This is a genomic window from Pantoea sp. X-Soil-TKNS-1280 (assembly GCF_059730475.1).
On record NZ_AP035962.1, the window covers coordinates 3,155,612 to 3,178,517 of the forward strand.

At 54.0% G+C, this 22,906-nt stretch carries 19 protein-coding genes; 8 read left to right on the forward strand and 11 right to left on the reverse strand.

Annotated elements, in window-relative coordinates:
- The first annotated feature begins 37 nt into the window (after nt 1-37).
- The 5 genes from ppk1 (at nt 38) to mgtE (ending at nt 6,110) form a co-directional block, all read left to right on the forward strand.
- Nucleotides 38-2,098, forward strand: a complete 2,061-nt coding sequence (gene ppk1, locus AC6I8X_RS14625) for a polyphosphate kinase 1 (RefSeq protein WP_299456136.1) — start codon at nt 38-40, stop codon at nt 2,096-2,098.
- A 5-nt stretch (nt 2,099-2,103) separates the two neighbouring features.
- Nucleotides 2,104-3,627: an exopolyphosphatase gene (gene ppx / locus AC6I8X_RS14630; RefSeq protein WP_084876284.1), complete on the forward strand. Its 1,524-nt coding sequence runs from the start codon at nt 2,104-2,106 to the stop codon at nt 3,625-3,627.
- Nucleotides 3,628-3,639: 12 nt separating this feature from the next.
- Nucleotides 3,640-4,239: a tellurite resistance methyltransferase TehB gene (tehB, locus tag AC6I8X_RS14635; protein WP_313689086.1), complete on the forward strand. Its 600-nt coding sequence runs from the start codon at nt 3,640-3,642 to the stop codon at nt 4,237-4,239.
- Nucleotides 4,240-4,370: 131 nt separating this feature from the next.
- Nucleotides 4,371-4,556 (forward strand): YfgG family protein, encoded by a 186-nt coding sequence (locus tag AC6I8X_RS14640; protein ID WP_084876286.1) that lies wholly within the window; start codon nt 4,371-4,373, stop codon nt 4,554-4,556.
- Between the two features lie 120 nt (nt 4,557-4,676).
- Nucleotides 4,677-6,110 (forward strand): magnesium transporter, encoded by a 1,434-nt coding sequence (mgtE, locus tag AC6I8X_RS14645; protein WP_313689088.1) that lies wholly within the window; start codon nt 4,677-4,679, stop codon nt 6,108-6,110.
- Here mgtE and AC6I8X_RS14650 read toward each other — a convergent pair.
- From AC6I8X_RS14650 to gcvA, 5 genes are all read right to left on the reverse strand, one after another.
- A complete protein-coding gene (locus AC6I8X_RS14650) occupies nt 6,107-6,889 on the reverse strand; it encodes a DUF3750 domain-containing protein (protein WP_497840020.1) in 783 nt (260 codons plus the stop codon). The two genes, mgtE and AC6I8X_RS14650, sit on opposite strands and share 4 nt — an antisense overlap.
- A 74-nt stretch (nt 6,890-6,963) precedes the next feature.
- Nucleotides 6,964-7,791, reverse strand: coding sequence for a class I SAM-dependent methyltransferase (locus AC6I8X_RS14655; protein WP_497840021.1), 828 nt, complete (start codon nt 7,789-7,791; stop codon nt 6,964-6,966).
- Nucleotides 7,792-7,812: 21 nt separating this feature from the next.
- Nucleotides 7,813-8,739 carry a fatty acid desaturase family protein gene (locus AC6I8X_RS14660; RefSeq protein WP_313685938.1) on the reverse strand — a complete coding sequence of 309 codons (927 nt, stop codon included), beginning with the start codon at nt 8,737-8,739 and terminating at the stop codon, nt 7,813-7,815.
- Between the two features lie 11 nt (nt 8,740-8,750).
- Nucleotides 8,751-9,455, reverse strand: a complete 705-nt coding sequence (locus AC6I8X_RS14665) for a class I SAM-dependent methyltransferase (RefSeq protein WP_497840022.1) — start codon at nt 9,453-9,455, stop codon at nt 8,751-8,753.
- A 174-nt stretch (nt 9,456-9,629) separates the two neighbouring features.
- On the reverse strand, nt 9,630-10,529 hold the full coding sequence (gene gcvA / locus AC6I8X_RS14670) for a transcriptional regulator GcvA (RefSeq protein ID WP_497840023.1): 900 nt from the start codon (nt 10,527-10,529) through the stop codon (nt 9,630-9,632).
- A 124-nt stretch (nt 10,530-10,653) separates the two neighbouring features.
- Here gcvA and AC6I8X_RS14675 point away from each other — a divergent pair, with 124 nt between their 5' ends.
- The gene (locus tag AC6I8X_RS14675; protein WP_497840024.1) at nt 10,654-11,568 is read left to right on the forward strand and encodes a DMT family transporter; all 915 of its coding nucleotides are present in this window, start codon (nt 10,654-10,656) and stop codon (nt 11,566-11,568) included.
- On the opposite strand, the gene AC6I8X_RS14680 is transcribed toward AC6I8X_RS14675, so the two are convergent.
- A complete protein-coding gene (locus tag AC6I8X_RS14680) occupies nt 11,565-12,134 on the reverse strand; it encodes a TetR/AcrR family transcriptional regulator (protein WP_497840025.1) in 570 nt (189 codons plus the stop codon). The genes AC6I8X_RS14675 and AC6I8X_RS14680 overlap by 4 nt on opposite strands.
- Nucleotides 12,135-12,247: 113 nt before the next feature.
- Between AC6I8X_RS14680 and AC6I8X_RS14685 the strand changes: the two genes are divergently transcribed.
- Nucleotides 12,248-13,360 (forward strand): NADH:flavin oxidoreductase, encoded by a 1,113-nt coding sequence (locus AC6I8X_RS14685; protein WP_497840026.1) that lies wholly within the window; start codon nt 12,248-12,250, stop codon nt 13,358-13,360.
- Between the two features lie 52 nt (nt 13,361-13,412).
- Here AC6I8X_RS14685 and guaA read toward each other — a convergent pair whose 3' ends face one another.
- Nucleotides 13,413-14,993 carry a glutamine-hydrolyzing GMP synthase gene (gene guaA / locus AC6I8X_RS14690; protein ID WP_497840027.1) on the reverse strand — a complete coding sequence of 527 codons (1,581 nt, stop codon included), beginning with the start codon at nt 14,991-14,993 and terminating at the stop codon, nt 13,413-13,415.
- Between the two features lie 71 nt (nt 14,994-15,064).
- Nucleotides 15,065-16,531 (reverse strand): IMP dehydrogenase, encoded by a 1,467-nt coding sequence (guaB, locus tag AC6I8X_RS14695; protein WP_313685952.1) that lies wholly within the window; start codon nt 16,529-16,531, stop codon nt 15,065-15,067.
- Nucleotides 16,532-16,701: 170 nt separating this feature from the next.
- Here guaB and xseA point away from each other — a divergent pair, with 170 nt between their 5' ends.
- The gene (xseA, locus tag AC6I8X_RS14700; protein ID WP_313685954.1) at nt 16,702-18,078 is read left to right on the forward strand and encodes an exodeoxyribonuclease VII large subunit; all 1,377 of its coding nucleotides are present in this window, start codon (nt 16,702-16,704) and stop codon (nt 18,076-18,078) included.
- 93 nt (nt 18,079-18,171) lie between these two features.
- Here xseA and AC6I8X_RS14705 read toward each other — a convergent pair whose 3' ends face one another.
- From AC6I8X_RS14705 to der, 3 genes are all read right to left on the reverse strand, one after another.
- Entirely contained in the window at nt 18,172-20,601 is a 2,430-nt protein-coding gene (locus AC6I8X_RS14705) for a glucose/quinate/shikimate family membrane-bound PQQ-dependent dehydrogenase (RefSeq protein WP_313685956.1), read from the reverse strand.
- 398 nt (nt 20,602-20,999) lie between these two features.
- Nucleotides 21,000-21,236 (reverse strand): zinc ribbon domain-containing protein, encoded by a 237-nt coding sequence (locus AC6I8X_RS14710; protein ID WP_313685958.1) that lies wholly within the window; start codon nt 21,234-21,236, stop codon nt 21,000-21,002.
- Nucleotides 21,237-21,288: 52 nt separating this feature from the next.
- Nucleotides 21,289-22,779, reverse strand: coding sequence for a ribosome biogenesis GTPase Der (gene der, locus AC6I8X_RS14715; RefSeq protein ID WP_084876303.1), 1,491 nt, complete (start codon nt 22,777-22,779; stop codon nt 21,289-21,291).
- Between the last annotated feature and the right edge of the window lie 127 nt (nt 22,780-22,906).

Here is a 22,906-nt window from a genome sequence, read left to right on the forward strand (position 1 = left end):
CGGACACCCCGTCCAGCAACAGCATCACGGAGTCAGAATGGGTCAGGAAAAGCTGTATATAGAAAAAGAATTAAGCTGGTTATCATTTAATGAACGCGTGTTACAGGAAGCAGCGGATAAAAGTAACCCGCTGATTGAACGTATGCGTTTCCTCGGGATCTATTCGAACAACCTTGATGAGTTTTATAAAGTCCGCTTCGCGGATTTGAAACGTCGTATTCTGATCGGTGAAGAACAAGGATCGCCCAGCACCCCACGCCATCTGCTGAAGAAAATTCAACTACGGGTGCTGAAATCCGACCAGGAATTTGACGCGCTGTATAACGAATTACTGCTGGAGATGGCGCGTAATCAGATCTTCCTGATTAATGAACGTCAGCTGTCGCCCAATCAGCAGGTCTGGCTGCGCTATTACTTCAAGCACCAGCTGCGCCAGCATATCACGCCGATTCTGCTCAACCACGACACCGATTTAATCGAATTCCTTAAGGACGATTACACCTATCTGGCGGTGGAAATCATTCGTGGTGAAGACAAACGCTATGCCCTGCTGGAGATTCCGTCCGATAAAGTGCCGCGTTTCGTTAACCTGCCGGCCGAGTCACCCCGCCGTCGTAAACCGATGATCCTGCTGGACAACATTCTGCGCTATTGCCTTGATGAAATTTTCAAAGGCTTTTTCGATTATGATTCGCTGAATGCCTACTCCATGAAGATGACGCGCGATGCCGAGTACGATCTGGTCACTGAGATGGAATCCAGCCTGCTGGAACTGATGTCCTCCAGCCTGAAACAGCGCCTCAACGCCGAGCCGGTACGCTTCGTGTATCAGCGTGATATGCCGGATGAAATGGTGGAGATGCTGCGTCATAAGCTCTCCATCTCCAACTATGACTCGGTGGTGCCGGGCGGCCGTTACCATAACTTCAAAGATTTCATCAGTTTCCCGAATGAAGGTAAAAGCAATCTGGAGAATCGCCCGTTACCGCAGATTCGTCATATTGGCTTTGATGGCTTCCGCAACGGCTTTGACGCCATCCGCAACCGCGATGTGCTGCTCTACTATCCGTACCATACTTTCGAGCATGTGCTGGAACTGCTGCGCCAGGCTTCCTTCGACCCCAGCGTGCTGGCGATCAAAATCAACATCTACCGTGTGGCGAAAAACTCGCGCATCATGGATGCGATGATCCACGCGGCCTACAATGGCAAAAAAGTGACGGTCGTGGTGGAATTGCAGGCGCGCTTTGATGAAGAAGCCAACATCCGCTGGGCGAAGCGTCTGACCGAAGCAGGCGTCCACGTGATTTTCTCTGCACCTGGTCTGAAAATTCACGCCAAACTGTTCCTGATCTCGCGTCGCGAAGGGGACGAGATTGTGCGTTACGCACATATCGGCACCGGTAACTTCAACGAAAAAACCGCACGCATTTATACTGACTATTCTTTGTTAACTGCGGATGCGCGTATCACCAATGAAGTCCGTCGGGTGTTTAACTTTATTGAAAACCCGTATCGTCCGGTGAGTTTCGACCATCTGATGGTGTCGCCGCAAAATTCGCGCAATATGCTTTATCAATTGATTGATAACGAAATTGCCAACGTGCAGCAGGGTATTCCAGCGGGTATTACGTTGAAAATTAATAACCTGGTGGATAACGGTCTGGTGGATCGGCTGTATGCGGCGTCATCTGCCGGAGTAAAAGTGAACCTGCTGGTACGCGGTATGTGCTCGCTGATCCCGGATTTACCCGGCATTAGCGAAAATATTCGCGTGATTAGCATCGTTGACCGCTACCTGGAGCACGACCGCGTCTATATTTTCGAAAACGGTGGCGATAAAAAAGTGTATCTCTCCTCTGCGGACTGGATGACACGCAATATCGATTATCGTATTGAAGTGGCGGTGTCGATCCTGGACCCTCGTCTGAAAGAGCGCGTACTGGATATCATTGCCATCCTGTTTAGCGATACAGTAAAAGCCCGTATCGTCGACAAAGAACTGAGTAACCGTTATGTGCCGCGCGGCAACCGCCGGAAGGTGCGCTCGCAGCTGGCGATTTACGATTACATCAAGAAACTGGAACAACCTGAATAATTCCTATGCCAATTTCCCATAAGAGTACGCCGAAGCCACAGGAGTTTGCGGCCATTGACCTCGGCTCCAACAGTTTTCATATGGTGATTGCCCGTGTGGTGGATGGTGCCATGCAGGTGCTGGGACGGCTCAAGCAACGTGTGCATCTGGCCGATGGGCTGGATGCACAGAATCGCCTGAGCGAAGAGGCAATCCAACGCGGGCTGAGCTGCCTGGCGCTGTTTGCCGAGCGCCTGCAAGGGTTCAGCCCGGCTAACGTCACCATCGTGGGGACGCATACGCTGCGTCAGGCGATTAACGCTGAGGAGTTCCTGCAACGTGCGGCCGACGTCATCCCCTACCCGATTGAAGTGATTTCCGGCAATGAAGAAGCACGTCTGATCTTTATGGGCGTGGAACATACGCAGCCGGAGAAAGGCCGCAAGCTGGTGATCGATATCGGCGGCGGCTCGACCGAGCTGGTGATTGGCGAAGATTTCGAACCGCAGCTGGTGGAAAGCCGCCGTATGGGTTGCGTCAGCTTTGCCCAGCTGTATTTCCCCAAAGGGGAAATCTCGCCGGAAAACTTCCGTCGCGCCCGTCTGGCGGCAGCGCAAAAGCTGGAAACCCTGGCCTGGCAATATCGTCTGCATGGCTGGCAGTACGCGCTGGGCGCGTCTGGCACCATCAAAGCCGCCTGTGAAGTGCTGCTGGCCATGGGTGAGAAAGAGAAGCTGATTACCCCGGAGCGGCTGGACCAGCTGTATAACGAGGTGATCAAGCACAAATCTTTTGCAGCACTTAGCCTGCCGGGCCTGTCTGAAGAACGTAAGGCGGTGTTTGTGCCTGGGCTGGCGATTCTGTGTGGCGTCTTTGATGCGCTGGCGATTCGCGAGTTGCGTCTGTCTGATGGCGCACTGCGCGAAGGCGTGCTGTATGAAATGGAAGGCCGCTTCCGCCACCAGGATATCCGCAGCCGTACCGCTCAAAGTCTGGCAAATCATTACGCCATCGATAATGAGCAGGCGCGTCGCGTGCTGGAAACCACCGAGCAACTGTATCTGCAATGGCTCGACCAGAACCCGAAGCTGGCGAATCCGCAACTGGCGGCCCTGCTGAAATGGGCGGCAACCTTGCATGAAGTCGGGCTGACCATCAACCACAGCGGCATGCAGCGTCACTCGGCCTACATCCTGCAATACACCAACATGCCAGGTTTTAATCAGGATCAACAGATGCTGCTGGCGATGCTGGTACGCTTCCACCGTAAAGCGGTGAAGGTGGATGAAATGCCACGTTTCACCTTGTTTAAGAAGAAGCAGTTTCTGCCGCTGGTTTTCCTGCTGCGTCTCGGCACCTTGCTGAATAATCAGCGCCAGGCCACCACGCGCCCGGATACGCTGAAGCTGAATACCGATGACGGACACTGGACGCTCACTTTCCCGGCAGGCTACTTCAGCCAGAACACGCTGGTGCAGCTGGATCTGGAGCGCGAGCAAAGCTACTGGAATGAAGTGACCGGCTGGAACCTGATTCTGCAAGAGGAGTAAACGCGGGTTATTATGACCATTCGTCCTGACAACTATTTCGCGGAAAAGTATGGCCTGACGCCACCGCACTCGGAAGTGCTGGAAGCGTTGCCCAAATTAACACCCGGTAAGGTGCTGGATTTGGGCTGCGGCCAGGGCCGCAACAGCCTGTTTCTCAATCAACAGGGGTTTGATGTCACTGGCTGGGATAGCAATCCGCAAAGCCTGGCCCGGTTGCAGCAGATTATCCACGATGAGCAGCTGCAACATATCCGGGCGGAAGCCTGTGACCTGAACCAGGTCCGCTTCAACGGTGATTACCAGCTGGTGCTCTCCACCGTGGTGATGATGTTTCTGCAACCGGAAACCATTCCGCAGCTGATTGCCGATATGCAGGCCAGCACGGTGAAATATGGCTACAACCTGATTGTCGCCGCCATGGACACTGACGATTATCCCAATCCGCTCAACTTCCCGTTCACCTTTAAATCCGGTGAACTCAGTAACTACTATCGCAACTGGCATATCGTGAAATATAACGAGCATGTTGGTGAGCTGCATCGGCGTGATGAAAACGGCCAGCGAATCCGCTGTCGCTTCGCTACGTTGCTGGCGCAAAAAGCCAGTTACTGATGGGTGGCGGCGCAGATGCGCCGCCACTTTTAACCTTTTCTGCTCATTTTTCACACAGCGATTGCTTTACCGATCTAAGTATGACTAAATGTTGCTATCGCCCAAATGGGTATCGACAGGAATCACCCCGCGTGAATAACGCTTTCCCCGCACGAAGACGTCCCAAAACCGGTTCGATGACGCGCATTGTTTTGCTGATCAGTTTTTTTATTTTGGTTGGCCGTCTGATTTTCACTATTCCAGGTGCCATTGAGCATCATCAGCAGAAGAAAGCCACGCCCGATCCGGTGACGCAAAGCAGTACCGACACGCGTTAAAGGAATTTGCGAGTCACTGCACCTTCACATTGCCCAGTGCGACAATGCAACCTGTTGTGTCCTGTTTACCCGTAACGCACTACACTTCGACCTGACAATTACAGACACAAAGGACGCGTTATGTCTGCTTCGCCCGCGCAACAACTGACTGAAACCCGCCATCGCATTCTCAACCTGCTGCTTACTCAACACGATTTAGTCGATGTTCTGCTGGATAAATCGGTGGATTTGTCTGCCAGTGAGCTGAAAGAGATCAACGGCTGGCGTCAGCAGCTGGAAAGTGATTTGCAGATGATGCACGCCGCGGATTTGGCCGACATTCTCGAAGCGCTGCCGCATGTCGAGCGTCAGGCACTGTGGCGCTTAGTTCCCTGTGAACAACGTGGTCGGGTATTGGTTGAAGCCTCCGATACTGTCTGGGCCAGCCTGACCGAAAACATGACCGATCGCGAGATCCTGCGCGCCATCGAGCCGCTGGATCTTGACGACCAGGCTTATCTGGCACGCTATCTGCCGCGCGATCTGACCGGACGCCTGCTGACCACGCTGGATCCCAGCCAGCGCGCACATGTGCTCAGCGTGGAGGAGTTCGACCGTGACCGGGTGGCGCGTATCATGGATTTCAATATCCTCACGGTGCGCGCGGATGTCACACTGGCCACCGTGCAGCGTTTTTTGCGCCGCCATAAAACCATGCCGGATGGTACGGATAAGCTATTTATCACCGATAAAAGCAACCAATTGCTGGGTGAACTGCCGCTCACCACCATCCTGCTTAATCCGCCCAGTACGCGGGTTGAAAGCGTTATGAACGCCAAACCCACTACCTTCCAGCTTAACGATAAAGCGGAAGACGCGGCGGGCGCATTTGAACGTTATAACCTGATTTCTGCCGCGGTCACCGATGCAAAAGGCAAGCTGATTGGCCGCGTTATCGTTGAGGACGTGATTGACCTCGTCAACGAAGAAAACGAAAGCAATATCCGTAAAATGGGCGGTATCAGCCAGGAAGAGGATGTGTTCGCGCCGGTACGTAAAGCGGTAAGCAAACGCTGGGCGTGGCTGGCGATTAACCTTTGCACCGCGTTTGTTGCCTCGCGCGTGATCGGCCTGTTTGAAGCCACCATCTCGCAACTGGTGGCGCTGGCAACCCTGATGCCGATCGTGGCCGGGATTGGCGGTAATACCGGCAATCAGACCATCACCATGATTGTGCGCGCGCTGGCGTTGCATCAGGTGGAACCGGGCAACTTTTCGTTTCTGATCCTGCGCGAGCTTGGCGTCGCGTTACTAAACGGCGTGTTCTGGGGCGGCATCATGGGCGGGGTCACCTGGATGATGTACGACAATCTGGCGCTGGGAGGGGTGATGATGCTGGCGATGGTGCTCAACCTGCTGCTGGCAGCATTGATGGGTGTGCTGATCCCACTGATCATGACCAAACTGAAACGCGACCCGGCAGTCGGATCCAGCGTGCTGATCACCGCCATCACCGATACCGGGGGCTTTTTTATTTTCCTCGGGCTGGCTACGCTGTTTTTACTGCACCATTAACCCGGCGGGTTATCCTGCTGAACATTGTCGCTACCGATGCCACCAATAAAGGGTAAGCGCAGGCGGAATGGGCTGAAATCCAGCCCCATATTCAGGCCCAGCACATTCAGTTCAAACCCTTCTTCAGCGCCGACAGTCACCCCAGCCAGCCCCAGCACGGATACCTGAATGCCTCGTCCCGATGGCGGTAACCCCACGGGATTCCACAGCGGCCGGTAATCCTTGCCTACCGCGTTGGCCGGTAAATCCAGTTCCAGTGCCGGAACTTCACGGCCGATATGGGCAAGAAACGTATTGCTGTTCGGACCCGGCCAGGCGTGATAAGTCTGGGGCCACGGATAGGATTTGATGGCGGCTTCAATCTGCGGAATCATCGCCTGCGCCGCCGCCCCGCGATGCTCCACCAATAGCCTTGGTCGTGCGCCATACCAGTAACCATCCGGGACATTGGCGTTGTGGCGTACTTTGTCATCGCTGCCCCAGCTAATCACCTCATAACGGTTGTACTGCGTTTCACCGGCGCGCTTAAAGATGATCCACGGATGGACCGCCACCGCCCCCTTCCAGCCATAGGTCGGGGCCGCATAAACCTGCACAATGGCTTCCGACGCATGGCTGCGCGGGTCGGGGGCGATACCTGCTGAATCACGCCGTGCTGACCACCAGCCATCACGTTCGCTGGTGTGTCCAACCCCATGCGTGGCACGCGCCAGGCTGGCAAACAGCGACAACAGGATGATCATAACAACACACAGTGAAAAAGCTTTGAAGGTCAGCATAGTGGCGTCCAGCGGGAAATCAGCAAGGCAGCATAGCCTGTCTGATATTTACCCGCTTAACGCGGTGTGGCAGATTACTTTTTCGGTGTCAGTTGCAAAAAGCGCATCATGCAGGGCCGACGTTCAGAGGTAAACAGCAGACGATTGTCATCCGTCATATCTCTTAATTCAGGCAGATGGCTGGTGGTGCGATCAATACGCTCAACCATTTCAATGTCAAAGAAGAGATGGGCATTACGCAACAGCTGCGTATATTTGGCGAGGAAATCCTCTACCCAGTTATGCACTTCGATGATGATGGTACAGGATTGGAGTTTCGCTAAAAAGGCCGGATTCAGCAGCTCGAACTCAAAACCTTCGATATCAATTAATACCAGCGCCCGTTGCAATTCTTCTGGTAACAACGAGGCCAGACTCTGCTCATTGGCTTCGCCGAAGATTTTTAGTTTTCCCGGTGAGTGATTACGTTGCCAGTTCGCCAGAATCGTTTGCTGGCCTTTTTCCGATTGTTCAAAACAGATGCAATTGCGGATTTTTTGCGAAACCAGCATACCAATAGCGTAATAACCATCCGCAGCACCAATATCAATAAAATGCGAGAATTGATTGTCAGGCAAGGCCGCAATAAAATCGAGCAGCTCTTTTTCATATAGACCAAGGCACTGAGAACCTAAATCGAGTTTACCCCACCAGGTCTCACGGTTTAATTGCAGACCTTTAAATGGTCCGTATTTAACCCGGCCTTCAACAGAATCAAAAATCTCCAGCGAAATCCTTTCCTGCCTTTCGCGCACCGTCTCTTTTTGCCATGACGCACGTTGTTCGGCTGTGGCTTTTTCTGCTCTGGCAATCATTGGCGCGAAATAGTCTTCTTCCGCAGCAATGAGTTCTTCAATATTCATTTCACTCTCCATATAAGCTATCTACAGCGCAATCGTCTGCTGTTTATGCCTCACTTCCTGCCAGAAGGTGGTAAAGAGATAACCTGCGCCAACCTCTTCAAACGTCACACCGGCTGCTTTTAAGCGCTGGTTCAGCTCAGGCAAATGATAATAAGGAATGGACGGCATAATATGATGTTCACAATGGTAATTCATATTGGCATAGAGAAATGCCAGCCACACCGGCAACGTGATGGTACGGGAATGACCTAATGGCCCATTATCCTTCTGCTCCTCCAGCCCCAAATGTTGTGCCTGGGCCAGCATGCGATTGGGCAACTGACAGGAGAACTGAGCAACAAAATAAGCCAGTACCACCCACCCACTATGGGTGGCAAGATACACAGCCAGATAGATCAACCCATTAATAATCAAAACTTCAGCAGCTGCTCGTTGGATATTTACTTTAATGGCCGAAAACGAGGCGGGAATAATACCGCAGGCGTTTTTAATAGTGTAAGTTACCTTCCGCCACATAAAGGTATAATCGAACAGGGCGTAACGAATAATGTTCGCAATACTCCAGTTCTGGAAACTGTGCCCTTCATCGTCATCATCACTGAAGGTTTTGCTGTGATGACGCATATGGCTCGCTTCAAAAAATGCCCGATTATTAAATGTCACAGCAGCCGAAAAACGAAACAGCAGTTGATTCGCCCACTTTGCTGAAAATACACGCTTATGGAAAAGCTCATGGGCATAACCCGCATAGCCCCAGAAGCTGTGCACAAAACCAAGCAACAAAATGGTTAAAACCAGCAGCAAAATATGATGCTGAGTTTTGTACAACATATAAATCAGCAATAACTCAATCCCCAGACGCAGGGCAAGATGCAACGAGGCGACCCGGCTGTTGGTTGCTGATAATTTTCTTAAAACACTTTTGTCGATTACCTCAGTAATGCGCATTTTGCCCCCGTTCAAAAGCCAGCAAAGGCAAAGGCACACAACGAGTTTTTCACATGAAATATTTTCAGGTCATCACGGGAATTCAGATATTGCGTCACGTCGCTGTGAATACCTGAAGCATAATCATGCCAAATCACCACGCCTTTGCGCACCGCCTGCAAAGCGTTTTCGGTATCGCTTTTAATAATGTCATAGGCATGTCCGCCATCAACAAATACATAATCCAGCTCACCAAATGCCTGCTGAAAATTAACCTGAGTCGAATCCTTTTTAATCAGATTAACTCGTGCCCGTTGTTCTGTGGTTAAGTTTTTCAGATACACTGCCCCTTCAATGGATTGGGTGTGGCGCAGGAAATCATCATTCACATCACCATCGGTGAGGATTTTATCGCTATCAAACTGCGTTTCCAGGCAGGCGTCAGTGGGCAAATCGAGAGAGAATATTTTGGCATCGCTATTCAGTGCCAGCAGCGTGGTGGAATAACCAAGATAAGTGCCGACTTCGAGCACGCTTTTAGGCTGGGTGATTTTCAGCAGGCTAAGCAGGACAATCTGATCAACCAGCGTAATACTGCCAATTTCCACTGGCGGGAACAGGGTGGAAATTTGCTCATCAGCTGAGCAGATATTTTTCAGGGTGAGAAGGTCTTTTAACTTTATTTCATTGATTCCATTACCATAGCCGGACAAAAAATCAATAACTGAACTGTTCACACCCTTCTCCTCAAACCTTGCTGCCGCGCTTTGCCATCGTTTTGTTCTGAACCACCGTTGTCAGGGCCACGGAACAGAAACACATTTTCGCTATCTTAACGTTTCGCTCTGATGCGCCGTGGGAGAAATAACAAGCTGTTTTGCGGATAATTCTACGGATTGGGATGAAAGGGTTCAGGCTGGATATTCGTTTTTGTCTGCCGCTGCCGCGGCGATCAACCAGTCACGGAAGCGTCGGCTCATGCGCTGCAACACGGCAGACTCGTCGTACACAAGGTAGTAAGCGATAGGAGACTCCACCTCGACCTGAAGTGGATTAACCAGCGTGCCCTGCTCAAGCTCCTCCCTGACCAGCGAACGCCGGACCAGTGCCATCCCTTTCCCCGCCAGTGCCGCTTCGATCACGCCGTTGGAATCGACAAATACTGGCCCTTTATGGGTTTCGGCATCGTTGATACCCACGGCACGGAACCAGAGTCCCCAGTCCATACGGTGCTCATCATGCAACAACGTATAACGGGTGATATCCAGCGGAGTCAGCAGGGTTTCTCCCGCAGCAAGCAGGCGCGGACTGCATACCGGACGCAACCGGTCATTGAGCAAACATTGCGACTCCAGCCCCGGATAGACACCCGTACCATGCCGCACCGCAAAATCAATGCCCTCGGCAAGTAAATCGACCTTACGGTTGGTGGTACTGATCTGAACCTCAACCCCCGGATTATCCTTTTCAAACGCCGCTAATCGCGGCAGCAGCCACTGGATAGCAAAGCCACTGGTGCAGCTGACGGTAATTTTATTGGGTTTGCCTTCATCCATTAGCCGCTGGGTCGCTTCCGCAATCTGGCTGAAGGCAGGCCGTATGGCACGGAGATAGATACGCCCCTCGGTGGTTAATTCGAGCTGACGCGCACTCCGGAAAAAAAGTCGGATGTTAACCGTCTCTTCAAGTTTGGTAATCTGCTGGCTAACGGCACTGGGTGTGACGCATAACTCTGCGGCAGCTTGTTTCATGCTGAGATGCCTGGCGGCAGACTCAAAACACATCAGCGCATGTAGCGGCGGAAGTTTCATCGATGCCCCATAACCATAAGTTAGAAAAACTTAATCCAGGAAGAAATTATGGTTTGAATAATACGTCGATCAGGCTCAAAGTCATTTGAACGATTAAGTTTAGCTAACCACAGGAAATTTTGATATGCGCCTCGCAGATTATATCAGGCTGATCGTTCTCGCGGCCATTTGGGGAGCCAGCTTCCTGTTTATACGCATCGCTGCTCCCCAGTTCGGTGCCATCAACACCGCTTTTCTGCGCGTTTTTTTTGGTTTTATCGGGCTGGCGGTAATCCTGTTCATGACAGGTTCATCATGGCAATTCGCAGGTAAATTGCGCGCATCACTGATGCTCGGCATCATTAACTCTGGTCTGCCGTTTTTTATGTACGCTGTGGCGGTCAAATGGCTCCCTGCGGGCTATTCCGCCATTCTCAATGCCACTACCCCCTTGATGGGAGCCATCATCGGCTTTCTCTTCTTCAGTGAGAAACTGACGCTGCGTAAGTGGGGAGGCGTCACGCTGGGACTGGCTGGCATTGTGGTGATTACTACGATGGGGGAAAACCATGCAACCCACAGTATGCTGGCGGGTGTAGTTGCCTGTCTGGTGGCAACCGGCTGTTACGGTGTCGCCGGATTCCTGACGCGGCGCTGGATCTCCGATCGTGGCGGCCTTGATCCGAAGATCGTAGCATTTGGCAGCCAGGCGGGTGCCAGCCTGTTTCTGCTGCCGTTTTTTGCTTTCTCGGTTACCAGCGGACCGCAGGTTAACTGGCATCAGCCCACCGTCTGGGCCAGCGTCATCGCGGTCGGGCTGATTTGTACCGCGCTCGCTTATATTCTCTATTTCCGGCTAATCGCTGATATTGGCCCGCTGAGATCTCTCACTGTTACCTTCCTGATCCCGCCCTTTGGCGTGCTATGGGGCTATCTGGTGCTGGATGAGACCCTTTCAGGTGGGTTTGTTATCGGCGCGGTGATTGTGTGTCTGGCGGTGTGGATGATTGTGACGCCAGGGAAAGTGGCTGCTGACGTCGCTAAAAGGGTACGCCCCTAAATCCTCAGCAACTTTACCAACAACGTGGAAGCCCAGGTGAAGTCAGGTAGCGTCTGCGAAAAAAGAATACGGTAAACAACGGGCGCAATCAGCTCATCCATCACCCGCACCGTCTCAGGTGGCGTTTCGCCACGTTGGATTGCGCGCTGGCGGATCGCCTCGATTTGTTCGACGTGCCGCCGCTGGCAGCGCACCCGGTATTCATCACTCTCCGCCGCCGCAATTTCGCTAAGTAATTTACGCCCGGTTTCTGTCGCCAGCTCATCAACATACTCTTCCAGCCAGCGACTGAAATCTTCGTGCATATTGCCGGTATCTTCCGGTTCGGAATCCGGTAATAGCTTTTGCAGCGCAATATCCGAGAGCAGTTGGCTCAGCGATCCCCAGCGCCGGTAAATGGTGGTGGGGTTCACAGCAGCCTCCTGCGCGATGGCATGCACGCTCAAACCCTCAGTCCCCTTCTCTGCCCGCAGGCGTGCTACCGCCGCATAAACTGCCGCCTGAATACGCGCCGCACGCCCACCCGGGCGCGGTGCCGAGCGTGTATTAACCTCATTCTCACTCATCTTGCTTCCTGTCATCGCTGGTGCCGTCACTATAAAAGCAAAAAAGTTGCTTTTATGCGAGAGGAGATCTATAAAAGCAACAAAATTGCTTTTATCATCTCATGGAGAAGATCATGCATTCCACCCGCTTTATGTTTTCCCCTTATCAGCTGAAAAACCTGCTGCTGCCCAACCGGGTGGTAATGGCCCCCATGACCCGTTCCTTTTCTCCTGGTGGCATCCCCACACCGGAGATGGCGGCTTATTATCGACGCCGTGCCGCCGCCGGTGTCGGGTTAATCATCACTGAAGCAACGGGTATTAACCGCCCGGCGTCCGTTAATGAACCCGATGTGCCTGTTTTCCACGGCGAAGCCGCTTTGGCAGGCTGGAAAAGAGTGGTCGATGAGGTGCATGCGGCAGGCGGAAAAATCATGCCGCAGCTGTGGCATGTCGGAACCAAGCGTTCAATTTTCCATGCAGACTGGCAAGCAGCAGCCAGCTTTGAAGGCCCTTCAGGTTTATCGATCGCGGGAGAATCTGTTGGCAACCCAATGAGTGATGCTGATATTGCCGACACGATTGATGCCTTTGCTGACGCCGCGGTGAACGCCGAGCGGCTGGGTTTTGACGGCATAGAACTGCATGGCGGCCATAGTTATCTCATCAACCAGTTTTTCTTCGGCCACCTCAACCAGCGTCAGGATCGCTGGGGCGGAGAGTCGCTGCTGGCGCGATCACGCTTCGCGATTGAAGTTCTGCAAGCGATTCGCCAGCGGGTCAGCGCCGATTTTCCCGTCCTGTTTCGCTTTTCGCAGTGGAAAGCCCAGGCGTTTGATTCCCGCATCGCCGAAACACCCGATATTTTGGCTGACTGGCTGAATGCGCTGGTCAATGCCGGTGTGGATGCCTTTGACTGTTCTCAGCGTCACTACTGGGATGCCGCATTCCCTGAGGTTGATAAGACGCTGAATATGGCCGGGTGGGTGAAAAAACTCACCGGTGTCACCAGCATCGCCGTGGGCGCAGCCGGACTGAGTGGCGATGTTTTTTCCTCGCTGGCGGGCAAATGCTTTGCCACGGCACCGCTCGATCCGCTGCTGGAAAGGCTGGAAAATGGCGAGTTCGATTTGATGATGGTGGGCCGCCCGTTGCTGCAGGATCCACAATGGCTGGAAAAGATTCGTCTGGGGCAGTGGGATCAGCTGGCGGGGTTTAATACCGCAGCGTTGAAGACCTTGTATTAAAAAAAAGCCCGCAATGACGCGGGCTTCACTTTTTCGGCAACTGGGGTGGAAATTATTCCCACTCGATCGTCGCTGGCGGCTTACCAGAAATATCGTAAACCACGCGGGAGATGCCGTTCACTTCATTGATGATGCGGTTGGAGACGCGGCCAAGGAAGTCATACGGCAGATGCGCCCAGTGAGCGGTCATAAAGTCGATGGTTTCCACTGCGCGCAGTGACACCACCCAATCATATTTACGACCATCACCCATCACACCGACAGAACGCACCGGCAGGAACACAGTGAACGCCTGGCTGACTTTGTTGTAGAGGTCAGCTTTGTGCAGTTCTTCGATAAAGATGGCATCAGCACGACGCAGCAGGTCGCAATACTCTTTCTTCACTTCGCCCAGCACACGCACGCCGAGGCCCGGACCCGGGAACGGGTGACGGTACAGCATGGCGTACGGCAAGCCGAGTTCCAGACCGATTTTGCGCACTTCGTCTTTGAACAACTCTTTCAGCGGCTCAACCAGACCCAGCTTCATCTCTTTCGGCAGACCGCCCACGTTGTGGTGCGATTTGATCACGTGCGCTTTGCCGGTGGCAGAAGCCGCAGATTCGATCACGTCCGGGTAGATGGTGCCCTGCGCCAGCCATTTCACGTCGGTCAGTTTGCTGGCTTCTTCGTCGAAGACTTCCACAAACACGCGACCGATGATCTTACGTTTGGCTTCCGGATCGTTCTCACCCGCCAGCGCCTCAAGGAAACGAGCCTCAGCTGCAACGTGGACAATGTTCAGACCAAAGTGGTCACCAAACATCTCCAGCACCTGGTCCGCTTCGTTCAGACGCAGCAGGCCGTTATCGACGAATACGCAGGTCAGACGGTCACCAATCGCGCGGTGCAGCAGCATCGCGGTGACGGAAGAATCGACACCACCAGACAGACCAAGGATGACTTTGTCTTGACCTACCTGCTCACGAATACGCTCAACCGCGTCTTCGATGATTTTGGCCGCAGTCCACAACGCTTCACAGCCGCAGATATCGCGCACAAAACGCTCCAGCATGCGCAGGCCCTGACGGGTATGGGTCACTTCCGGGTGGAACTGCACACCGTAGAAACGCTTCTCTTCGTTCGCCATGATGGCAAACGGACAGGTTTCGGTGCTGGCTACGGTAACGAAATCCGCCGGGATCGCCGTCACTTTATCACCGTGGCTCATCCAGACATCCAGCAGCGGTTTACCTGCATCGCTGATGGCATCTTCGATGTCACGAATCAGCGCGCTTGGCGTGGTCACTTCAACCTGCGCGTAACCAAATTCACGCTCAGTGGAGCCTTCAACCTTGCCACCCAGCTGCATTGCCATGGTCTGCATGCCATAGCACACGCCCAGTACCGGCACGCCAGCGTTAAAGACATATTCCGGGGCACGCGGGCTGTTCAGCTCGGTGGTGCTTTCCGGGCCACCAGAAAGAATGATGCCGTTCGGGTTGAACTGACGAATTTGCTCTTCGGTGACATCCCACGCCCAGAGTTCGCAGTAGACGCCCAGCTCACGCACGCGGCGCGCGACCAGTTGCGTATACTGAGAACCAAAATCGAGGATCAAAATGCGATGTTTATGAATATTTTCAGTCGTCATTGCGGCGTTTCCATGGGATGGACTTAATAATAAATTCGCCCGGCTGGAGCCGGGCGGTAAATCTTACGGGATTATGAACCCATGCGGTAGTTCGGCGACTCTTTGGTGATGGTCACGTCGTGCACGTGGCTTTCCGAGATGCCCGCGCCGCTGATGCGAACAAACTCTGCTTTAGTACGCAGATCGTCAATGGTCGGACAACCGGTCAGGCCCATACAGGAGCGCAGGCCACCCATCTGCTGGTGCACAATCTCTTTCAGGCGGCCTTTGTAAGCAACGCGACCTTCGATACCTTCCGGCACCAGTTTGTCAGCAGCGTTATCGCTCTGGAAGTAGCGGTCTGAAGAACCTTTGGACATCGCGCCCAGTGAACCCATACCACGGTAAGATTTGAATGAACGGCCCTGATACAGCTCGATTTCACCCGGGGATTCTTCGGTACCGGCCAGCATAGAGCCGACCATCACCGCTGCCGCACCAGCGGCGATGGCTTTGGCGATGTCACCAGAGAAGCGGATACCGCCATCGGCGATAACCGGAATGCCAGTGCCTTCCAGCGCTTCTACTGCGTCAGAAACGGCAGTGATCTGCGGAACACCCACGCCAGTCACGATACGGGTAGTACAGATGGAGCCAGGGCCGATACCCACTTTCACCGCGCTCACACCGGCCTGCGCCAGCGCCAGTGCGCCTGCACCGGTCGCTACGTTGCCACCGATGATTTCGAGGTCCGGGTATTTCGCACGGGTTTCACGAATACGCTGCAACACGCCTTCAGAGTGACCGTGTGAGGAGTCAATCAGCAGAACGTCAACACCTGCCGCGACCAGCGCATCGACGCGCTCTTCGTTGCCCGCGCCTGCACCCACCGCAGCACCCACACGCAGACGACCCTGCGCATCTTTACAGGCATTCGGTTTACGTTCGGCTTTCTGGAAATCTTTTACGGTGATCATGCCCAGCAGATGGAAGCTATCGTCCACCACCAGCGCTTTCTCAACACGTTTTTCGTGCATTTTCTGCAGCACGATGTCACGGGCTTCGCCCTCTTTCACCGTGACCAGGCGCTCTTTCGGCGTCATCACCGCTGAAACCGGCAGGCTCAGATCGGTAACAAAACGCACGTCACGACCGGTAATGATACCCACCAGCTCGTTGTCGGCATTCACGACCGGGTAACCGGCAAAGCCGTTACGCTCGGTCAGCGCTTTCACGTCCGCCAGGGTGGTGGTGGGCAGCACGGTTTGCGGTTCAGTCACCACGCCACTTTCATGTTTTTTCACCTTGCGAACTTCATCCGCCTGGCGCTCAATTGACATGTTTTTGTGGATAAAGCCCAGACCACCTTCCTGTGCCAGCGCGATAGCCAGACCCGCTTCGGTCACGGTGTCCATTGCAGCGGAGAGCATAGGGATGTTCAGACGAATGTTTTTCGTCAGTTGGGTGCTGAGATCGGCCGTGTTAGGCAGAACGGTAGAATGAGCAGGAACGAGCAGAACGTCGTCAAATGTGAGTGCTTCTTTAGCGATTCGTAGCATGGCAATATCTCAACCTGGGGGTGAATGAGAACAGATAAAATATTGCCGCGGCATTATACAGGCCGAAATCGGTTGCCTCCAGTGTTTTTTCAGAAAAACTCTTGATCCTCTGTACCAGCCATGTAGTATCGGTTAATTAACCCTCTGATTTACTATTTGATCTCCATCACATGTCGCTACCGCCAACCGCCAATATTTTTACCGTTAGCCGCCTGAATACCACGGTGCGTCAACTGCTGGAAAATGAAATGGGTCTGGTGTGGCTCAGCGCAGAGATCTCCAATTTTACCCAACCCGCGTCCGGCCACTGGTACTTCACCCTGAAGGATGATGGTGCCCAGGTGCGTTGCGCCATGTTCCGTAACAGCAATCGCCGGGTAGCATTTCGTCCGCAGCATGGTCAGCAGGTGCTGGTACGTGCCAGCATCACGTTATATGAACCGCGTGGCGATTATCAGCTGATTATTGAAAGCATGCACCCGGCAGGTGAAGGCTTGCTGCAACAGCAGTTTGAGCAGCTTAAAACCCGGCTGGCGGCGGAGGGTTTATTTGATCAGCAATTCAAGCAACCGCTGCCGGACCCGGCGCGTCAGGTCGGGGTGATCACCTCTGCCACGGGTGCCGCTCTACATGATGTGCTGCGCGTGCTGCATCGTCGCGATCCCTCCCTGCCGGTGGTGATTTATCCCACGGCGGTACAGGGTGTGGATGCTCCGGCAGCGATTGTGCGTGCTATTGAGCTGGCGAACCTGCGTGATGAGTGTGATGTGCTGATCGTCGGTCGTGGTGGCGGTTCACTGGAAGATTTGTGGAGTTTTAACGACGAACGCGTAGCACGGGCAATTTTCGCCAGTCGCCTGCCGATTGTCAGCGCTGTCGGGCATGAAACCGATGTCACGATTGCCGACTTTGTTGCCGACCTGCGCGCCCCCACGCCGTCCGCGGCCGCCGAACTGGTCAGCCGTAATCAGCTGGAGTTAGTTCGTCGCCTGCAATCACAGCAGCAGCGGCTGGAAATGGCGATGGATTACTACCTGGCGCAGCAGCAACGCCGTTTTACCCGTATGCAGCATCGGTTGCAGCAACAGCATCCCCAGCTGCGCCTGGCGCGCCAGAGCACCGCCCTGCTGCAACTGAAACAGCGTTTGACTGAGGCGATGGATCTGCGCCTGCGCAGCGCCAGCCGCCAGCAGGATCGCCTGGTGCAGCGTCTGAACACCCAGCAGCCCCAACCCCGCATCCTGCGTGCCCAGCAACAGCTTCAGCAGTGGCATTACCGTTTGCAGCAGGGGATGGAGCGGCAGCTCAACCACAATCGTCAGCGCTTTGGCACCCTGGCGGCGCAGCTGGAGGCGGTAAGCCCGCTGGCAACGCTGGCGCGCGGTTTTAGCGTGACCACCGATACCCAGGGTCATGTGGTGAAAAAAATGCAGCAGCTAAGCAAAGGCGACCTGCTGCGTACCCGGCTGGATGATGGCTGGGTGGAAAGCGAAGTCACTACGCTTAGTCCGCAGAAATCGACTGAACGTAAACCACGCACCAGATAGCGGCGTGATGGTGAGCAGGCATAAAAAAGGACCGACGATGTCGGTCCTTTTTCTTTGCATCCGGCCAGCAGAGACTGGCCGGGAGTATCATCGTTACGGCAAGGCGTAGGCGATAACGTAATCACCACGGTCCGGAGACTGACGAGCACCACCTGCGGAGATCAGGATGTACTGTTTGCCCGTTTTCGGCGACACGTAGCTGATCGGGCCACCCTGGCTACCTACTGGCAGACGGGCTTTCCATACTTCTTTACCGGTTGAGCTGTCGAACGCACGCAGGTAGTAATCCTGAGTACCGGCGAAGAATACCAGGCCACCCTGCGTTGCCAGAGAGCCGCCCAGCGTCGGCATACCGATTGGCATCTGCGCGTGCATTTTAATACCGAACGGACCGGTATCCTGCACCGTACCTACCGGCACCTGCCAGACAATCTTACGGGTCTTCATATCAATCGCGGACATGGTACCGAACGGCGGAGCCTGGCACGGGATACCCAGCGGAGACATAAAGCGGTTTTTGTTAACAGCGTACGGCGTGCCTTTCAGCGGAACTGCACCCATACCGGCGTTGACAGACTCACCACCATTGCTGGCTGACGCTTTGCTGGTGTCCTGCGGAACCATCTGCACCCACAGGCCCAGACGCATATCGTTGACGAACATGTACTGGTTGTTCGGGTCAAACGAGATGCTGCCCCAGTTCATACCACCCAGTGAACCCGGGAAGCTGAGTGAGACATCGGTATCCGGTACAGTGAACAGGCCGTTGTAACGCATGGATTTGAAGCTGATACGACAGATCAGTTGGTCGAACGGTGTTGCACCCCACATATCAGACTCTTTCAGGGTCTGGTTACCGATGTTCGGCATTTCCACCGAATGCGGCTGGGTTTTGGTGTACTGCTCGTTCGGGATGTGACCCTGCGGCATCGGCAATTCTTCAACCTTAGTCAAAGGCTTACCGGTCAGACGATCCAGAACCCAAATCATGCCCGTTTTCGCACCGATCACCACCGCAGGCTTGGTGGTGCCATCCTTCATCGGGAAGTCAACCAGGCTCGGCTGCATCGGCAGGTCGAAGTCCCACAGATCGTTATGTACGGTCTGGTAAACCCACTTCTCTTTACCGGTAGTTGCATCCAGCGCCAGAATTGATGCGCCGTATTTGTGATCCAGTCTGGTACGGTTCGCACCCCACAGGTCCACAGATGGGCTACCCATCGGCAGGAATACGGTGTTCATTGCCGGATCGTAGGACATCGGTGCCCAGGAGTTCGGGGTACTACGGGTGTAGTCTTTGCCCGGCATCAGAACCGCATTCGGGTCCACGTTGCCTGGGTCAAACGCCCAGCGCATCTGGCCCGTGATCACGTCGAAACCACGCAGCACGCCACCAGGCATGTCGGTTTTCACGTTATCAGCAACACGACCACCTACCACTACCGTAGTCCCTGCCATCGCAGGTGCAGACGTCAGCTGATAAAGCGGGTCTGGCGCATCGCCCAGGCCTTTTTTCAGGTCAACCACACCGTGATCACCGAAGTCTTCACAGTACTCACCGTTGTCGGCGTTGATAGCGATCAGACGTGCATCGATGGTGTTCATCAGAATACGACGCTGACAGGTATCACCGGCAGCCAGAGTCACCGGAGTGACCGGCGTTGATCCAGGTTGAGTTGGCTGAGTCAGCGGCTTGGTCGCATCAAAGTACGCCAGGCCACGGCAGCGGTTCCACACCTGAGACTGGGCGTTAACTTCACGTTTCCAGATCTGCTTACCGGTGTCAGCCGCAACCGCGATCACGTTGTTGTGCGGCGTACACAGGAACAGGGTGTTGCCAACCTGCAACGGCGTTTCCTGATCTTCAGCACCGTTTCCGCCAGGGCTGATTGGGGTATCACCGGTGTGGAACGTCCAGGCCACTTGCAGGTCTTTCACGTTGTCACGGGTGATCTGGTCCAGCGCCACGAAGCGGTCACCGCCCGGGGTGTTGCCGTAGTTTTCCCAGTTCTTCTGCTGTTTCGCTTTATCCACCGGAATCAGCGGCAGTTGAGTGCCTTCAAAAGCGACAGTCGGGTGCGGCTGGAACATCTGAACAAAGGTTGCCACCATACCAACGACAATCACCGCAGACAGCGTGTACGAGACTTTTGCCAGTGAGCTTTTGCCCTCAGCCTTACGCAGAGCAGGCCAGGTCAGGAACGCCAGCAGCATCAGACCCGCAGGTACCATCAGACGTGAAACCAGCGGCCAGAACACCCAGCCCGCATCCACCAGCGCCCAAATCAGCGTACCGGCGAAGACCAGAATGAACAGCGTGACAGCTGAAGATTTACGACGGAAGAACTGAATCGCCGACAGTAACATTACGATACCGGCGATCAGGAAGTACCAGCTACCGCCGAGGGAGACCAGCTTGCCACCGCCGATGGCGAAGAACAGCCCGACGGCCAACAGGACCAGCCCTAATAACACAGACCAGATGCTCAACCCTTTACAGGGGCGAGCGGAATTTTCTGCCATAACACAAACTCTCCTGAAAAAATAAAGCGCTGGCGCCGGACATAGCCTATTGCCCGGTCACAGATACCCTGCCATGCCTGTTGCAGGAATCGTTCCGTTAACGTCTTTATTTTAGAACTATTGGTACGGGTGCGATGCCCGTGATGCAGTGCTTGTGAGGAAGGACACAGCGAAACGCTATTGAGACTTACCACAAGGCGGCAAGATTGTACCACCTGGTACATTAAGAAGTGAATATCCATAACGCAGGAGTTACTGCGCAATAGCATTTTTGCTACAAATCCAGTCGTAACTTATTAAAATTTATGACGCAGGGAGGGCGAGAATTTTGTAGCGGCGCGATTTATCGTGCTTTTTTTTCCGGCACGACGCACGAAATTGCGCGATAAATCGCGCCGCTACGGATGCGAGCCATGCGTCACATCCGGTATAAATTCAATGCGCTTTTTCGAAATCAAGCCGTCGCCGTGCTGGCAAAAATAATCCATCGCACCACAGGCTTTCAGCACCTGCAACGGTTGATGGCAATCCGGGCAAATGGCGATTTGATCGAAATGGCTGCCACAGTGGTGACAGTCAAATCCCGCCTCGCTGTGGGTGAGTAATTGCTGACAGTTAGGGCAATTGGCGCTCATATCATTCTCCAGACAAATAAAAAAAATGAGGGCCACTCTGGCCCCCATCATCTTATTTCTTGTTCTTTTTCAGGTGCGCCAGTAGACGCTTACGCTTACGCTGCTGAGTTGGCGTCAGCAGGTTACGTTTGCCTGCGTACGGGTTATCACCCTCTTTGAACTGAATACGAATCGGCGTACCCATCACGTTCAGCGAACGACGGAAGTAGTTCATCAGATAACGTTTGTAGGAATCCGGCAGGTCTTTCACCTGATTACCGTGAATCACCACAATCGGCGGATTGTAACCCCCCGCATGCGCATACTTCAGCTTCACGCGACGGCCACGCACCAGCGGTGGCTGATGGTCTTCGGCTGCCATGTTCATGATGCGCGTCAGCATCGAGGTGTTCACACGTTTGGTGGAACAATCGTAAGCTTCGGTGACCGATTCAAACAGGTTACCTACGCCGCTACCGTGCAGTGCCGAAATAAAGTGAACGCGAGCAAAATCGATAAAGCCGAGGCGGAAATCCAGCGTCTCTTTCACTTCATCTTTCACTTCCTGCGACAGGCCATCCCACTTGTTAACCACAATCACCAGTGAGCGCCCACTATTCAGGATAAAGCCCAGCAGCGACAGGTCCTGATCGGAAATGCCTTCACGCGCATCGATCACCAGCATCACGACGTTGGCGTCTTCAATCGCCTGCAGAGTTTTGATCACCGAGAACTTCTCAACGGTATCAGTGATCTTGCCACGCTTACGCACACCGGCGGTATCGATCAGAATATATTCACGATCGTCACGCTCCATCGGGATGTAAATGCTGTCACGTGTGGTGCCCGGCATGTCGTAAACCACGACACGGTCTTCACCGAGGATACGGTTAGTAAGCGTTGACTTACCGACGTTAGGACGTCCGACAATCGCCAGTTTGATGGGCAAAGTGGTTGGATCGAAATCGTCCTCTTCCTCTTCTGCCAGCTCCTCGCCGTTCTCTTCTGCCGCTAACGCTGCCCAGTAGGCTTCGTTTTCGTCTTCTTCGCTGACTTCCAGCGGCGCAACGACATCCATCCACGGCAGCAACGCAGTTTCCAGCAGCGAAGTCACACCACGACCATGCGAAGCGGCAATAGCGTGGATCTCACCCAGTCCCAGGGCGTAGAAATCCAGCACAGCGGCTTCCGGGTCGAGACCGTCGGTTTTGTTCGCCACCAGGAAGGTCGCTTTTTGACGTGAACGCAGGTGATTGGCGATCTGCTGGTCAGCTGGCATCACACCCGCACGGGCATCTACCAGAAACAGCACCACATCGGCCTCTTCAATCGCCAGCAGTGACTGCTCTGCCATGCGATTTTCTACACCTTCTTCAGTGCCATCAATACCACCGGTATCGATAACAATAAATTCGCGCCCTTCCACTTCGGCGCGACCATATTTGCGATCGCGAGTCAGTCCAGGAAAATCCGCCACCAGCGCATCACGGGTGCGCGTTAAGCGGTTAAACAGCGTGGATTTCCCCACATTGGGACGCCCAACCAGCGCGACCACAGGTACCATAACACTTGCCTCAGTTTAAAAATGAATCGCCCGAATGGCGTGATTATAACGGCATTTGCCGTCAGGTTCAGGCTGAAGGCGCTAAGAATACCATAAAAACGAAACGGCCCCTGAACAATCAGGAGCC